This is a genomic window from Leifsonia sp. NPDC056665, assembly GCF_042791795.1.
Classification (GTDB): domain Bacteria; phylum Actinomycetota; class Actinomycetes; order Actinomycetales; family Microbacteriaceae; genus Leifsonia.
The window spans coordinates 11,310-25,889 of the sequence record NZ_JBHTXK010000022.1 but is presented as its reverse complement, the minus strand read 5'-3'; the positions used below and the strand labels follow the sequence as shown (position 1 = coordinate 25,889).

The 14,580-nt window shown below is 69.9% G+C and carries 12 protein-coding genes; 6 read left to right on the top strand and 6 right to left on the bottom strand.

The window, feature by feature from the left end:
• Positions 1–135: 135 nt before the first annotated feature.
• The 6 genes from ACFQ9V_RS17115 to ACFQ9V_RS17090 all read left to right on the top strand — a co-directional run bounded on the left by ACFQ9V_RS17115 (position 136) and on the right by ACFQ9V_RS17090 (position 7,956).
• Complete coding sequence (locus ACFQ9V_RS17115) at positions 136–1,815, top strand: ABC transporter substrate-binding protein (protein ID WP_382460318.1); 1,680 nt, start codon at positions 136–138, stop codon at positions 1,813–1,815.
• Between the two features lie 97 nt (positions 1,816–1,912).
• Entirely contained in the window at positions 1,913–2,737 is an 825-nt protein-coding gene (locus ACFQ9V_RS17110; protein WP_382460317.1) for an ABC transporter ATP-binding protein, read from the top strand.
• Positions 2,734–3,546, top strand: coding sequence for an ABC transporter ATP-binding protein (locus ACFQ9V_RS17105; protein WP_382460316.1), 813 nt, complete (start codon positions 2,734–2,736; stop codon positions 3,544–3,546). Before ACFQ9V_RS17110 ends, ACFQ9V_RS17105 begins: the two co-directional genes overlap by 4 nt.
• Positions 3,543–4,622 carry an ABC transporter permease gene (locus ACFQ9V_RS17100; protein ID WP_382460315.1) on the top strand — a complete coding sequence of 360 codons (1,080 nt, stop codon included), beginning with the start codon at positions 3,543–3,545 and terminating at the stop codon, positions 4,620–4,622. Before ACFQ9V_RS17105 ends, ACFQ9V_RS17100 begins: the two co-directional genes overlap by 4 nt.
• Positions 4,623–4,630: 8 nt before the next feature.
• The gene (locus ACFQ9V_RS17095; protein WP_382460349.1) at positions 4,631–5,674 is read left to right on the top strand and encodes an ABC transporter permease; all 1,044 of its coding nucleotides are present in this window, start codon (positions 4,631–4,633) and stop codon (positions 5,672–5,674) included.
• Entirely contained in the window at positions 5,671–7,956 is a 2,286-nt protein-coding gene (locus tag ACFQ9V_RS17090; RefSeq protein ID WP_382460314.1) for a glycoside hydrolase family 3 N-terminal domain-containing protein, read from the top strand. The genes ACFQ9V_RS17095 and ACFQ9V_RS17090 overlap by 4 nt, the downstream gene beginning before the upstream one ends.
• A 106-nt stretch (positions 7,957–8,062) precedes the next feature.
• On the opposite strand, the gene ACFQ9V_RS17085 is transcribed toward ACFQ9V_RS17090, so the two are convergent.
• Genes ACFQ9V_RS17085 through ACFQ9V_RS17060 form a run of 6 tightly spaced genes read right to left on the bottom strand, consistent with a single transcriptional unit; the run spans position 8,063 to position 14,576 of the window.
• Entirely contained in the window at positions 8,063–9,499 is a 1,437-nt protein-coding gene (locus ACFQ9V_RS17085; protein ID WP_382460313.1) for an aldehyde dehydrogenase family protein, read from the bottom strand.
• 22 nt (positions 9,500–9,521) lie between these two features.
• The gene (locus ACFQ9V_RS17080) at positions 9,522–10,295 is read right to left on the bottom strand and encodes an SDR family oxidoreductase (protein ID WP_382460312.1); all 774 of its coding nucleotides are present in this window, start codon (positions 10,293–10,295) and stop codon (positions 9,522–9,524) included.
• Positions 10,296–11,213: a dihydrodipicolinate synthase family protein gene (locus ACFQ9V_RS17075; RefSeq protein WP_382460311.1), complete on the bottom strand. Its 918-nt coding sequence runs from the start codon at positions 11,211–11,213 to the stop codon at positions 10,296–10,298.
• On the bottom strand, positions 11,210–11,998 hold the full coding sequence (locus ACFQ9V_RS17070) for an enoyl-CoA hydratase-related protein (protein ID WP_382460310.1): 789 nt from the start codon (positions 11,996–11,998) through the stop codon (positions 11,210–11,212). Before ACFQ9V_RS17070 ends, ACFQ9V_RS17075 begins: the two co-directional genes overlap by 4 nt.
• Positions 11,998–13,209 (bottom strand): CaiB/BaiF CoA transferase family protein, encoded by a 1,212-nt coding sequence (locus ACFQ9V_RS17065; protein WP_382460309.1) that lies wholly within the window; start codon positions 13,207–13,209, stop codon positions 11,998–12,000. The genes ACFQ9V_RS17070 and ACFQ9V_RS17065 overlap by 1 nt, the downstream gene beginning before the upstream one ends.
• The gene (locus tag ACFQ9V_RS17060; RefSeq protein WP_382460308.1) at positions 13,206–14,576 is read right to left on the bottom strand and encodes an FAD-dependent oxidoreductase; all 1,371 of its coding nucleotides are present in this window, start codon (positions 14,574–14,576) and stop codon (positions 13,206–13,208) included. Before ACFQ9V_RS17060 ends, ACFQ9V_RS17065 begins: the two co-directional genes overlap by 4 nt.
• Between the last annotated feature and the right edge of the window lie 4 nt (positions 14,577–14,580).

The window sequence follows — 14,580 nt, the reverse complement described above, 5'->3', positions numbered from 1 at the left end:
CTGGTTGCGGCCGAGCTTACCAGCCAGTAACCTCACCTCAACCAACTTGCTTTCTGACCAGTAAGCAAGTTATCGTCAGCCGACATTCCGCAGCACCAAGGGCACAACGGATGTGCCCGCCACGAAGGAGAAGCAATGAGGCTTAGGAAGTACCTGATCACGGCATCGGCCATCGCCGCCGTCGGCGCGCTCGCGCTCACCGGCTGCTCGTCCGACGGCAAGTCCGGCGCGAGCACCGCAAGCACCGGCTCGCTCACCGTCGCCAAGCCGGATGGCGCCGCCATCCTGGCGACCCAGATCAACAACCCGTTCATCACCACCGGCTCGGGCATGTCGCTCGGCTACGACCGGATGATCTACGAGCCCCTCGCGATCGTCAACCCGGTCGGCAAGAACGAGACCACCCCGTGGCTCGCCTCGAAGGTGCAGTGGAACGCGGACTACACCCAGCTCACGGTCACCCCGCGCAGCAACGTCAAGTGGAGCGACGGCAAGGCGTTCGGCGCCGACGACATCGTCTTCACCTACAACCTGATCAAGAACACCCCGGCCCTCGACCTGGGCGGCCTCAAGCTGACCGACGTCAAGAAGGACGGCAACAACGTCGTCCTGAGCTTCAGCGAGTCCAAGTTCGTCAAGCAGGGCGACGTGCTGCAGGTCCCGATCGTCCCTGAGCACCAGTGGAAGTCCATCGCCGACGCCACGAAGGACCCGGTGTCCAACGCCGTCGGCACCGGCCCGTACACGATCAAGACCTTCTCGTCGCAGGGCGTCGTCCTCCAGGCGCGCAAGGACTACTGGGGCGGCACCGTCCCGGTGGCTCAGCTCAAGTACCTCGAGTACAACGACAACACCGGCCTCCTCCGCGCACTGCAGAGCGGCGAGACCGACTGGGCGCAGATCTTCATCACGGACTACCAGAAGAACTACGTGGCCAAGGACCCGAAGCACAACGTGTTCTGGGGCGCCAACGTCCTGAGCCCCGACATGATCGTGGTCAACACGGCGAAGGCCCCGTTCAACGACGTGGCGCTCCGCAAGGCCGTCAACATGGTCATCGACCGCAAGGCGCACGCCGTGACGGCGCGAAGCAACGCCGGCCCCGAGCTGACCAACGTGACGGGCATCCCGCAGCCGACCGGTGACCAGTACATCGCGTCCGACTACAAGGACCAGACCTTCAAGATCGACGTCGACGGAGCCAAGAAGGTCCTCACCGACGCCGGCTACACCTGGAAGTCCGGCGCGCTGACCGACCCGTCCGGCAAGCCGGTCTCCTTCACCCTGCAGGACCCGCAGGGCTGGAACGACTACGTCACGGGCATCCAGCTCGTCGCCACGCAGCTCAAGACCACGCTCGGCATCGACGCGAAGGTCGCGACTCCGGACGCCGACACCTGGTTCGCCAACGTGGCCTCCGGTAACTTCGACGCGGTGCTGCACTGGACCGGTTCCGGCTCGAACCCGTGGCACATCTACGACGACGTGATGAACTCCAGCTACCTCGACCAGGCCGCTGACGGCAAGGTCTCGGACAACTTCGGGCGCTACAACAACCCGGAGGCGACCGCCCTGCTGAAGGAGTACGCGCAGGCGTCCGACGACACCGCCCGCACCGCCGCGCTGGACAAGCTGCAGAAGATCTTCGTGGACGACGTCCCGGCGATCCCGATCGGCACCCACCCGCAGCTCGCCGAGTACAACACCCGGAAGTTCGTCGGCTGGCCCAGCGAGAAGGACCAGTACGCGACCGCCGACCCGACCCAGCCGTCGGCCGTCCAGGTGCTGATGAACCTGAAGCCCGCGGGCAAGTAGTCGCCCAGCGCGACCTCACCCAACCCGTCCGGGGTGGACGACGGCCTCGAGCCGCCGTCCGCCCCGGGCGACCCGTGGACAGCATGAAAGCGACGCCATGACAGACTCCCTTCTCTCCGTGCGCGACTTCTCGGTCGTGTACGACGTCGACCCGCCGGTCGCGGCGGTCAAGAACGTCTCCCTCGACATCAAGCGCGGCGAGATCGTCGGCCTGGCCGGCGAGAGCGGCTGCGGCAAGACCACCCTCGCCTACGGGGTGCAGCGACTGCTCAAGCCCCCGGCCGTCATCACCAGCGGCAGCGTCGTCTTCCACGATCAGGGCGGCGAGGACATCGACATCAACGCCCTCGACGCGGAGCAGATGCGCCGCTTCCGCTGGGACAAGACCTCGATGGTCTTCCAGGGGGCGATGAACGCCCTCAACCCGGTGGCCACCATCGGATCGCAGCTGGACGACGTGTTCCAGGTGCACCGCCCGGGGATGAGCAAGGCCGAGCGCCGCGCGGCGGTCGTCGAGCTCCTGGAGATCGTCAAGGTGGGCGGCCAGCGGCTGCGCTCCTACCCGCACGAGCTCTCGGGCGGGATGCGTCAGCGCGTCATGATCGCGATGGCCCTCGCCCTCCGTCCGCAGCTCATGGTCATGGACGAGCCGACGACCGCGCTGGACGTGCTCGTGCAGCGCGAGATCCTCAAGCAGATCTCCCAGCTCCGCCACGACTTCGGCTTCTCCGTCGTCTTCATCACGCACGACCTCCCGCTGCTGCTGGAGATCAGCGACCGGATCGCGATCATGCGCGACGGCGAGATCGTGGAGCTCGCCACTGCCGAGCAGATCTGGACGAACCCGCAGCACGAGTACACGCAGAAGCTGCTGCAGTCGTTCCCGCGCCTCACCGGCGAGAGAGGGGTGGTCGTCCGATGACGACGCTCGAGTTCAAGAACGTCACCAAGATCTACAACGTCCGCGGCTCCGGGCAGCTGAAGGCCCTGGACGACGTCAGCTTCACGCTGGGCCAGCGCCAGACGATCGGCCTGGTCGGCCAGTCCGGCAGTGGCAAGTCCACGATCGCGAAGATCCTCACGCAGCTCGAGACGCCGACCCGCGGCGAGGTGCTGCTGGACGGCGCCCCGATCCCGACGTCGGGCAAACGGCTGCGGCAGTACCGCCAGCAGCTCCGGATGGTCTTCCAGGACCCCTTCGCCTCCCTGAACCCCTCGCACACGATCCGGCACCACATCGAGCGCCCGCTCCGGCTGGACCACGTCGTCCCGAAGGGCGAGGTGGACGACGAGGTGCGGCGGCTGCTGCGCCGCGTCCAGCTCGACGCCAACGCGGTGATCGACCGCCGTCCGCACGAGCTCTCCGGCGGCCAGCGGCAGCGCGTGGCCATCGCCCGCGCGCTGGCCTCCCGGCCGACCCTGCTGGTCGCCGACGAGCCGGTGTCGATGCTCGACGTGTCGCTGCGCGTCGGCGTCCTCAACCTGCTCGCCGACCTGCAGCGCGAGGAGGGCCTCGGGGTGCTCTACATCACCCACGACCTGGCCACCGCGCGGCACTTCAGCGACGAGATCATCGTCCTCAACCAGGGCAGGATCGTCGAGCACGGCCCCGCCGACGACGTCATCCTCCGCCCGCAGGACCCGTACACGCGCGAGCTCCGCGCCGCGTCCCCCGACCCGGAGAAGCACTTCGGCGCACTGACCGCACAGACCTCAGGAGGTGCGCTGTGAGCGCAGAGACAGTCAGAGCCGACTCTTCCCTCGACCCGACCCTCGTCGGCACCACCGCCACCCGGGCGGAGCGCCGCGGCGTCCGCGTCCCCTGGCGGTTCATCGGCGGCCGTGTGGCCTTCTACGTGTTCACCCTGTGGGCGGCGATCACGATCAACTTCTTCATCCCGCGCCTGATGAAGGGCGACGCCGTCTCCTCCTATATGGCGCGCAGCCAGGGACAGCTCACCCCCGACGCGGAGAAGGCGCTGCGCCTCCTGTTCGGCGTCGACAAGTCGGTGCCGCTCTGGCAGCAGTACCTCGACTACTGGAACATGCTGCTGCACGGCAACCTCGGCGTCTCCATCTCGACGGGCATGGCGCCGGTGGGCGACGCGATCGCCTCCGCGCTGCCGTGGACGCTCGGCCTGGTCGGCTTCGCCACGGTGATCTCCTTCCTGATCGGCACCGGCCTCGGCGCGGTGATCGGCTGGCGGCGCGGCGGCAAGCTGGACGTCTTCATCCCGATCACGACGTTCCTCGGCACGATCCCGTACTTCTGGCTCGGCCTGATCTTCATCGCGATCTTCTCCACGACGCTCGGCTGGTTCCCCGCGGGGCACGCCTACGAGCTGGGCGTCGACCCGGGCTGGAACGCCGACTTCATCGGCCAGGTGCTCTCGCACGGCGCCCTCCCGATGGCCACCATCGTGGTCGTCTCGATCGGCGGCTGGGTGCTCGGGATGCGCAACATGATGCTCACCGTGCTCGACGAGGACTACATCACCGTCGCGCAGGCGAAGGGCATGCCCGACCGGCGCGTGCTGTGGCGCTACGCCGCCCGCAACGCCGTGCTGCCGCAGATCCAGAGCTTCGCGCTCGCGCTCGGCTTCATCGTCAGCGGCACGATCGTGATGGAGATGGTGTTCTCCTATCCCGGCATCGGCCTGCTGCTGCTCAACGCGACCAACGCCAAGGACTACGCGCTCATGCAGGGCATCTTCCTCGTGCTCGTGCTCGCCGTCCTGATCGCGAACATCATCGCCGACATCGCGTACGCCATCCTCGACCCGCGCACTCGCCAGACGGAGGCCTGATCATGACGATGCCCCAGACTGCTTTCATCCAGGCCGCCACCCCCGAGGCCCCCACTCCGAAGAAGACCACCTTCTGGTCGCAGCTCAAGGCCTCCTTGGCCATGTTCAGCAACCCGAAGTCGGCCACCGGCCTGATCATCCTGGGCGTGTTCGTGCTCGTCGCGATCTTCGCCCCGCTGATCGCCCCGTACGACCCGAACGCGCAGAACCTGAAGGAGACGCTGCAGCCGCCGTCGTTCGCGCACCTCCTCGGCACGACGCACATCGGCCAGGACGTCTTCAGCCAGCTCGTCTACGGGACCCGCGGCGTGCTCGTCGTCGGCTTCCTGGCGACGATCATGGCCACGGTCGTGGCGATCGTCGTCGGCGTGACCGCCGGCTACCTGCGCGGCTGGAAGAGCGAGTCGCTGTCCGCGCTGTCGAACGTGTTCCTCGTCATCCCCGGCCTCCCGCTGATGATCATCGTCGCCTCGCAGTTCCAGGACCCGCCGCTGCCGCTCATCGCCGCCGTGCTCGGCCTGACCGGCTGGGCGTGGGGCGCCCGCGTGCTGCGCGCCCAGACCATGTCGCTGCGCAACCGGGACTTCATCCAGGCCGCACGGGCGAACGGCGAGCCGCTGCACCGGGTCATCCTGGTGGAGATGCTGCCGAACCTGCTGGCGATCATCGCCTCCAGCTTCGTCGGCACCATGACGGCGGCGGTGCTGGGGCTGACCACGCTCGCGTTCATCGGCGTCATCCCGGTGTCGAACCTGAACTGGGGCACCATCCTGTTCTGGGCGCAGCAGAACAACGCGTTCCCGGACTACTGGTGGTGGTACGTCCCCGCAGGCCTGTGCATCGCGCTGCTCGGCGTCTCCCTCGCCCTCATCAACTTCGGCATCGACGAGTACGTCAACCCGCGCCTGCGTTCGGCGGGGGAACGTGCCAGGGCCATGAAGCGCAAGGGCATGAACGTCAACGCCGCCGTCACCCAGGTGCGCACGATCTCACCGACGTCCGACTCCACGCCGGCCCCCGCCGCAGCGACCCCGGAAAGCACCACCGCATGACTTCGATCCTCCCGTCCTTCACCACCGAACGCGCAGAGGAGAACGACAACACCGAGGAGACCGTTCCGTACCAAGACCCGTCGCTGACGACCGCCGAGCGCGTGCGCGACCTCCTCGACCGCATGACGGTGCAGGAGAAGGTCGGCCAGATGCTCCAGCTCGACGCGCGCGACGACCTGCGCGACCACGTGCTGCGGCGTCACGTCGGCTCGATCCTGCACACCTCCCCGGAGCGCATCCTGGAGGCCAACCGGCTCACATCCCAGACCCGGCTGCGCATCCCGCTGCTGGTCGGCGAGGACTGCATCCACGGCCACTCGTTCTGGCCAGGCGCCACGATCTACCCGACCCAGCTCGGCATGGCCGCGTCGTGGGACGCGGAGCTGATCGAGCGCGTCGCCCGCGCCAGCGCTGAGGAGGTCGCCGTCACCGGCGTGCACTGGACCTTCTCGCCGGTGCTATGCATCGCCCGCGACCTCCGCTGGGGTCGCATCAGCGAGACGTTCGGCGAGGACCCGTTCCTCATCGGTGAGCTCGCCAGCGCGATGGTCCGCGGCTATCAGGGCGACGGCCTGGACGACCCGACCGCGATCCTCGCGACCGCGAAGCACTTCGCCGGCTACTCGGAGACGCAGGGCGGCCGGGACGCGAGCGAGGCCGACATCTCGCGGCGCAAGCTGCGGAGCTGGTTCCTGCCGCCGTTCGAGCGGGTCGCCCGCGAGGGCTGCCGCACGTTCATGCTCGGCTACCAGAGCACCGACGGCGTGCCGATCACGGTGAACGACTGGCTGCTCAGCGAGGTGCTGCGCGGGGAGTGGGGCTACACCGGCACGCTCATCACGGACTGGGACAACGTCGGCCGGATGGTCTGGGAGCAGAAGGTCCAGCCCGACTACGCGCATGCCGCTGCCGCCGCCGTGAAGGCGGGCAACGACATGGTCATGACGACCCCGCACTTCTACGAGGGCGCGCTGGAGGCCGTCGCGCAGGGACTGCTCGCGGAAGACGCCTTCGACGCCGCCGTGGCCCGCATCCTGACGCTGAAGTTCGACCTCGGCCTGTTCGAGGACCCGCGCCTCCCGTCGCCCTCGCTGGACGAGGTGGTCGGCAGCGCCGCGCACGCGGAGCTGAACCTGGAGATCGCGCGCCGCTCGATCGTGCTGCTCGAGAACGACGGGACGCTGCCGCTCGCTTCGTCCGCGCCGCTGCGGGTCGCCCTCGTCGGCCCGCTGGCCGACGACGCGCAGACCCAGCTCGGCGACTGGGCCGGCGGCTCCGGCCAGGCCGGCTGGCTCGACGGTCAGCCGCGCGAGATGATCACCACGGTGCTCGACGGCCTGACCGCGATCGACGGCTGGACCGTGTCGCACGCGCGCGGCGCCGACATCCTGACCTTGGAGGACGACCCCCGCGGCGCGACGTTCCAGGACGGGCAGCCGCGGCCTCCCGTGGTCGTGCCGTGCGCTCCCGACGCGGACCTGATCGCGGAGGCCGTCGCCGCCGCTGCGTCGTCGGACGTCGTCGTGGCCGTCGTGGGCGACCGCATCGAGCTCGTCGGCGAGGGCCGCTCCACCGCGACGCTGGAGCTGATCGGCGGCCAGAACGCGCTGCTCGATGCGATGATCGCGACCGGGAAGCCCGTCGTCGTTGTGCTCCTGGCCTCCAAGCCGCTCGTGCTGCCGCCGTCGGTCTCGCGGGCCGCCGCGGTGCTGTGGGCGGCGAACCCGGGCATGAAGGGCGGCCAGGCCCTCGCGGAGATCATCGCCGGCCGGGTCGAGCCGTCAGGGCGCCTCCCGATCTCGTTCGCTCGCCATGTCGGCCAGCAGCCGACGTACTACAACCAGATCCGCGGGCAGCACGGCGACCGGTACGCGGACCTGACCCAGGCGCCCGCGTGGGCGTTCGGACAAGGGCTGTCGTACACGAACGTGACGTATGCGGACCTCTCGCTCGCAGCCACCTCGCTCGGTGCGGCGGACTCCATCGACGCCTCCGTGACGGTCACCAACACGGGTTCGCGCCCGGTGCGCGAGACCGTGCAGGTGTACGTGCGCGACCAGGTCACGAGCGTGAGCTGGGCGGACAAGGAGCTGAAGACGTACCGGCAGGTGGAGCTGGCGGCGGGGGAATCGGCGCGGGTGCGGCTGACGCTGCCGGTGGCGGAGTGCACGATCGTGGACGCGGCCGGGGAGCGGAAGGTCGAGGCCGGCGCCTTCGAGCTGCTGGTCGGCCCGTCGTCCCGGGACCAGGACCTGCTAGCGGCCGGGTTCGAGGTGCGCTGAGGCGCGCGGGACGGCAGGAGATTCCGCTGGAATCTCCTGTCGTCACGCGCCTGACAGGAGTTTCTCGCCCGTGTCGCGGCAAGACTCCTTCGGTCGGACTCCTGGCTCAGTCCGATCCGACGTAGACGGTCTTCTCCCAGCTGTAGAAGTGCGTCGCCGTGTGCCCCTGCTCGCGGAAGGTGCCGGAGGACGAGTCCTTGATGCCGCCGAAGGGCACGTGCAGGTCGAGGCCGGCGGTGGCGCGGTTCACCTTCACGACCCCGGCGTGCGCCCGGTCGGCGAAGTCCGTGGCGTGGGAGAGGCTCGTGGTGCAGATTCCGGCCGTCAGCCCGTAGGCGGAGTCGTTGATCGCGGCGAGGCCCGACTCGTAGTCCGGCACGTCCATCACCGCGATGATCGGTCCGAAGATCTCGTCCGCGGCGAGCGGGGAGGCATGGTCGACGTCGACGGCGATGACGGGCTCGAAGTACAGCCCGTCGCTCTCCGGGCGGCCGTGCAGCAGGGTCGCGCCGCTGCCGACAGCGGTGCGGACGGCCGTGACATTCCGCTCCAGCTGTGCGTCGCTCGCCACCACGCCCATCGACGTGCCCTGCTCCAGGCCGTCGCCTGGTGCGTACGTCGCTGCGATGGCAGCGAGCTCCTCCAGGAAGGCCGCGCGGATGCCGGGTGTCACGTAGACGCGCGAGGTGGCGGTGCACGCCTGTCCGGTGAGCCCGAAGCCTCCGGCCGCCACGACCTGCGCCGCCCGGCGCGGGTCGGCGTCATCCACGACGAGGACCCCGTTCTTGCCGCCCATCTCCAGCTGGCTGCGGGCGCCGCGCTCGTTCAGGACGCGGCCGATCTGGCGCCCGACCCTGGTCGAGCCCGTGAAGGAGAGCGCCGCGATGCGGTCGTCGTGCGTCAGCACCTCGCCGACGGTGCTGCCGGTGCCGTGCACCACATTGAGGACACCGGCCGGCAGTCCGGCGTCGAGGAGGGCGGCCGCGAGGTGGCTCGCCGACATCGGCGTGAGGTCGGACGGCTTGAGCACGACGGCGTTGCCGGCGAGGAGGGCGGGCGCGGTCTTCCACGCCGGGATGGCGATGGGGAAGTTCCACGGGGTGATCAGGCCCACGACGCCGAGCGGGCGGCGCTGCGTCGAGACGGTCGTCCGCGGCAGCGCGCTGTCGTACGTCGTCCCCGTCGACGCCCAGCCGAGGGATCCGAAGAACTGCAGCACGCCGATCGCGCGTCCGACCTCACCGGACGCCTCCGCCATGGTCTTCCCCTCCTCCCGGACCAGATCCTCCGCCACCTTTCCCGCACGCTCGCGCAGGAGGTCGGCGGCACGCAGCAGGACGGCGCCCCGCCCGGGAGCCGGGACGGCCGCCCACTCGCGCTGGGCTGCCGCAGCGGCGGCGATCGCGGTCTCGGCGTCGGCGCGGGTGCCGGATGCCGACACGACGGCGACCTCGCCGGGTCGCGCCGGGTTGCGGCGCTCCAGCACCGCGTCGCCCACGAACTCCCCGTTGATGAGGTGCTGGGCAGTTGCTGTCGATGACATCTGATGGTCCTTCCGATGGGTGTTACTGAGTGCGGACGAGGCCGCCGTCGCAGCGCAACGCGACTCCGGTGATGTAGCCGGCGCGTGCGCTGCAGAGGAACGCGGCGGCATCCCCGAATTCGTCCGGGGTGCCGTAGCGGCCGACCGGGATGGTGGAGCGGGAGCGCCTGGCGACGTCCTCCGCGTCGATCCCCTCCCGTTCCGCCTGCGCCGCGTCGAGCCGGGCGACCCGGTCGGTGGCGATGCGGCCCGGGAGGAGCATGTTCACCGTGACGCCGTCGGCGCCGACCTCGCTCGCGAGCGTCTTCAAGTACCCGGCCAGCGCAGCCCTGCCGAGGTTGGAGCCGGCGAGGTGGGGGAGCGGCGCGACGACCCCGGTGGATCCGACCGCCAGGATCCGTCCCCAGCCGCGGTTGCGCATGCCGGGCAGCGTGCGCTGGATGAGGTCGTGCCCCGGCGAGACGAGCTGGTCGAAGGCCGCGGCCACGTCGGCCGTGCTCAGGTCGGCGGCCGTCGACGGGCTCGGCCCCGGTCCGTTGATCACGAGGATGTCGATCGGGCCGAACGCCGTCTCCGTCGCGGCGATCGCGGCTGCGCGGGAGGCTGCGTCGGTCACGTCCAGTTCGACCGCGATCGCCGAGGGGAGCGCCGCGGCGACCTCCTGGGCTGCGGCGAGCCGGCGTCCGGTGATGACGACGTTCGCGCCTTCGCGTCCGAGCGATTCGGCGACGGCACGTCCGAGACCGGCGGTGGAGGCGGCGACGAAGGCGGTGCGTCCGGTGAGTCCGAGGTCCATCTAGCGGTCCTTCCCGATGAGTTCGGCGCGAGCGAGCTGGTCGGCGGCGATGTCGCGCAGCTGGTCGGGGAACGCCGCAGCGGGCGGGCGCACGGCCCCCTCGCTGAGGAGCCCTCGCCGTGCCAGCAGGTCCTTGCGCAGAGCGAGCGCCACCCGCGGCTGCTGTTCGTAGTTGACGAGGGGGAGGTAACGGAGGAACCCCTCCCGTGCGCCGTCCCTGTCCCCGGCGTGCCACGCGCTCACGCAGGCGACCAGCGCCTCAGGGAAGGAGAACCCGGTCATCGCGCCGGCGGCGCCCGCAGCCAGCTCATCAAGCAGGCCCTGCCCGCCGAGCCCACCGAACACCGAGACGCCGACGCGCTCGACGATCCGGGCGATGGCGACGGCTGTCGGCGGCGCCTCGGCCTTGACCGCGCAGACGAACGGGCATGCTTCGACGATCTCGATCACGCTCTCGGTGGAGACCGTGACGTGACTCGCGACCGGGTAGTCCTGCAGCACGATCGGAATGCCGGCCGCGGCGTGGATGGCGTGGAGGTGCTCGATGACGACCCGGGGGGAGGCGCTGTTGACCTGCACCATGACGGCGCGGACCCGGTCGCCCACTGCGGCGCGCGCGGACATGATCTCGGCGATCGCGGGCGCGGTCGCGAGGGCGCTCACGCCGACCACCATCGGGAGCTCCGTGGCGTCGGCGACGGTGCGCAGCACGGTCGTGCGCTCCTGGGGGCTGAGCGAGGAGGCCTCCCCGAAGACCCCGAGCACCGTGAGGCCGGTGGCGCCGCAGGCCTCGTAGAACCGGGCCAGCCGGCTGAGGCTGGGGAGGTCGAGGTCCCGGACCGGCCCGGCGAACGGCGTGGCCACGACGCCCCACACGCCGCGCTCCAGCGCTGCGGTGGCGCGCTCGGGGGCCGTCATCGTCCCTTCCATTCCGGCCGCCGCTTCTCCTGGAAGGCGGCGATGCCTTCGACGGCGTCCTCGCTGTCCAGTGCCGCCATCAGTGCGGGGAGCCGCATTCCGCGGGCTTCCGAGGCGCTGAGCTGCGCGGTGCGGGAGACCATCTGCTTGACGGCGCGCACCGAGGTGGGCGCACAGGCGAGGATGTCCGCGATCCAGCGCTCGGTGGCGTCGTCGAGCTCGTCGGCGGCGACCACTTCGTTCACGAGTCCCATCGCCGCCATCTCGGCCGCCGATGCCTTCCTTCCGGTCAGCAGCATCCCCATCGCCTGCGTGTACGGAACCCGCCGCACCAGGAGGTGGATGCCGCCGTCGAGGGCGAGCCGCCCGACCCGGGGCTCGGTCAGTCCGAAACGCGCGCTCTCGCTCGCGACGACGATGTCGGCGCCGAGCACCATCTCCATGCCGCCGCCGAGGGCGTAGCCGTTCACCTTGGCGATCACCGGGATGTCGAGGGTGCCGCGCAGGCTCAGGCCGCCGAACCCGTTCGGGTCCAGCTCCGCCCAGTACTCCAGGCCGGTCTTGCCGACGCCCGACGCCGACATGTCGGCGCCCGTGCAGAACGCCTTCTCGCCCGCTCCGGTGAGGACGACAGCCCGCACTGCAGGGTCCGCCTCGATCTCGGCCCAGATCTCGTTCAGCCGCTCGTGCGTGCGGCGGTCGACCGCGTTGAGCACCTGGGGCCGGTCGATCGTGACCGTCGCGATCCCGCGGGCGTCGAGTTCGTAGCGTACGTCGTCGGTCATCAGAGCACTCCCAGTTCCTGCAGTCGTCCGATGGTCTCCTCGTCGAAGCCGTGTTCGCGCAGCACCTCCACGTTGTGCTCGCCCAGGCGGGGAGCGACGCGGCGCACGGTGGCGGGCGTCTCGGAGAGGTGGATCGGCGCGTTCAGCATGCTGAACCGGCCGGCCACGGGATGGTCGGCTTCGAGGATCATCCCGTTCGCGACCGTCTGCGGGTCGGCGAGCGTCTCGGCCAGGGTGTGGACGGGGGCGTTGAGGACCCCTTCCGCTTCGAGGCGCGCCGTCCAGTGGGCCGTGGTGTTCGTCGCGCACTGCCGGGCCAGCAGGTCCTGCAGTGCGGCGCGGTTCTCCACCTGCTTCTCGAACGTCGAGAACTCCTGGCGCAGGGTGAGGTCCTCCCCGAACTCCAGCGCGGTGCTGATCCGCAGGAGCGGGTCGGGGGAGAAGCCTCCCACGAAGCACACGGCCGAGTCGGTCGTGGCGAAGACCCCGGTCAGCGGCATGGCGCCCCAGTTGACCTCGAAGCCCCGGTTGAGCTGCATGGACGCCTCCTGCATCTGCATGTGCAGCATGGAGTCGTACATGCTCACCTCCACCCGCTGGCCCTCGCCGGTGGCGTCGCGGGTGCGGAGGGCGAGCAGGATGCCCTGGAACAGGTGCATGCCCGTCGTGTAGTCGCACAGGGTCGTCGGGTAGACCGACAGCGGCTCCTCGTCGGAGCTGCGCCGCCACATCACGCCCGAGTAGGCCTGGTTGATGACGTCCTGACCGCCCAGGCCGGAGTGCGGTCCGGTCGGCCCGAACCCCGTTCCCGACGCCCAGATGAGCCGTGGATTGACGGCCTGCAGCTCCTCGTAGTCGAACCCCATCCGCTCCATCACGCCTGCACGGAAGTTGCTGACCACGACATCGGCGGTCGCCATCAGCTCCCGCAGCACCGTGCGGCCCTCCTCCTGCTTGGTGTCGACCGTGATGCCGCGCTTGTTGCGGTTGATCGAGAGGAAGATCGGGTTGTCCTTGCCATCCCGGTCGGGGAGCGAGTTGCGCGAGGTGTCGCCTGCCCCCGGTCGTTCGACCTTGATCACGTCGGCGCCGAAGTCGCCCAGCATCTGCGTGCAGCTCGGCCCCATGAAGACCTGGGTGAAGTCGACGACCCTGATCCCGGCCAGGGGGAGCGCTGCAGCGGCGCCGGCGGAGTCCTGCGACGGCGTCATGAGGCGACCGCCACCGGCTCGACGTCCTCGATGAGGGCGTTGGCGGCGGGGCGATCGCCGGGGTCGGCGTTGTGCTCGCGCATTCCGCGCTGGATCTCCGTCGCATCGACGTCGCGCACCAGGATGCCCTGCTGGACGGCCAGGGAGGCCGCCACGGCGGTCGCCTGCCCCATCGCCATGCACGGCGGGATCTCCCGCGACGACTTCTGGGCGTCGGACGTCGCCGAGAAGTGGCGGCCGGCGACGAGCAGCTGGTCGACGTTCTTCGGGAGCAGGGAGCGGTACGGGTAGTAGTAGTCGCGGCCGCGGGCGACCGTGTCCGCGAAGTGGCGACGCTGCACGACATCGTCCTTCGTCATGACGTACTCGCCCTGCAGGAGCCGCGTCTGCCGCACACCGATCTGCGGGGCGGTGTCGAGAACATAGGAGTCCGCGAAGCCGGGCAGGAACTCGCGCACGTAGTCGACGGCCTCCCTGATGCGGTCGCGGCCCGCGAAGTCCGCCTCGGTCAGCGACCGGGGGTCGGTGCCGTCGAACCCGCTCATGTGCGGAGCGTTGCACCAGACGACCCCGGGGAGCGGCGTCTTCAGCCACCACAGGTCCCAGGCCCCGCCGAGGATCCGCTTGACCTGCTTGTTGATGGCCCGCGCCTCCTTCGGGTTCTGCTGCTCGTACTCTTCGGCGAGCCGGGTGTCCACACCGCCCAGCCGGAAGACGAGGGTCGTGATGTAGGAGCCCTGGATGAAGTCGGCGCCGGCGCGGGACGCCACGTCGATGTCGCCCGTGGTGTCGATCACGACCGTGCCGAGGTGCGCCTCCGGGCCCGCCTTGGTCTCGACGATGACGCCCTTCATCACACCGTCGTCGACGATCGGCCGAGAGAAGAAGGAGTGCAGCACGAGGTTGACCCCGGACTCCCGCACCAGGTCGTTGGAGACGCGCTTCCAGCCGTCCGGATCGAAGGCGGCCGCGTAGCAGATCGGCTTCGGGTGGGAGTGGCTGTGGAAGTCGAAGGTGCCGAAGCGCCCCCACTTGTTCCACAGCTCCTGCGACATCGCCCGGTCCTCGGCGGGCGGGACGACGGCCAGGCCCAGTTTCTGCAGTCGCTCGATGTACTCCGAGACGATGCCGGTGACGGTGATCTCCTGGCCGTTGATCATGTCGTCGAGCACGAGGACCATCCCGCCGGAGGCGAGGCCCCCGAGGTAGGAGTAGCGCTCGATGAGGGTGACCGACATTCCGCTGCGCGCCGCCGTCACTGCTGCCGACACTCCGGCCGGCCCCCCGCCGACGACGAGGACGTCGGAGCGGGAGACGATCGGGGCGGACAGCTCGTCCGAGAGGATGAGCAGGTGTTGCGAGGACATTCGT

Bases quoted from the DNA above. Each gene is read 5' to 3' on its own strand.
- ACFQ9V_RS17115 (WP_382460318.1), top strand. From the start codon at position 136: ATGAGGCTTAGGAAGTACCTGATCACGGCATCGGCCATCGCCGCCGTC.
- ACFQ9V_RS17110 (WP_382460317.1), top strand. From the start codon at position 1,913: ATGACAGACTCCCTTCTCTCCGTGCGCGACTTCTCGGTCGTGTACGAC.
- ACFQ9V_RS17105 (WP_382460316.1), top strand. From the start codon at position 2,734: ATGACGACGCTCGAGTTCAAGAACGTCACCAAGATCTACAACGTCCGC.
- ACFQ9V_RS17095 (WP_382460349.1), top strand. From the start codon at position 4,631: ATGCCCCAGACTGCTTTCATCCAGGCCGCCACCCCCGAGGCCCCCACT.
- ACFQ9V_RS17090 (WP_382460314.1), top strand. From the start codon at position 5,671: ATGACTTCGATCCTCCCGTCCTTCACCACCGAACGCGCAGAGGAGAAC.
- ACFQ9V_RS17085 (WP_382460313.1), bottom strand. From the start codon at position 9,499: ATGTCATCGACAGCAACTGCCCAGCACCTCATCAACGGGGAGTTCGTG.
- ACFQ9V_RS17080 (WP_382460312.1), bottom strand. From the start codon at position 10,295: ATGGACCTCGGACTCACCGGACGCACCGCCTTCGTCGCCGCCTCCACC.
- ACFQ9V_RS17075 (WP_382460311.1), bottom strand. From the start codon at position 11,213: ATGACGGCCCCCGAGCGCGCCACCGCAGCGCTGGAGCGCGGCGTGTGG.
- ACFQ9V_RS17070 (WP_382460310.1), bottom strand. From the start codon at position 11,998: ATGACCGACGACGTACGCTACGAACTCGACGCCCGCGGGATCGCGACG.
- ACFQ9V_RS17065 (WP_382460309.1), bottom strand. From the start codon at position 13,209: ATGACGCCGTCGCAGGACTCCGCCGGCGCCGCTGCAGCGCTCCCCCTG.
- ACFQ9V_RS17060 (WP_382460308.1), bottom strand. From the start codon at position 14,576: ATGTCCTCGCAACACCTGCTCATCCTCTCGGACGAGCTGTCCGCCCCG.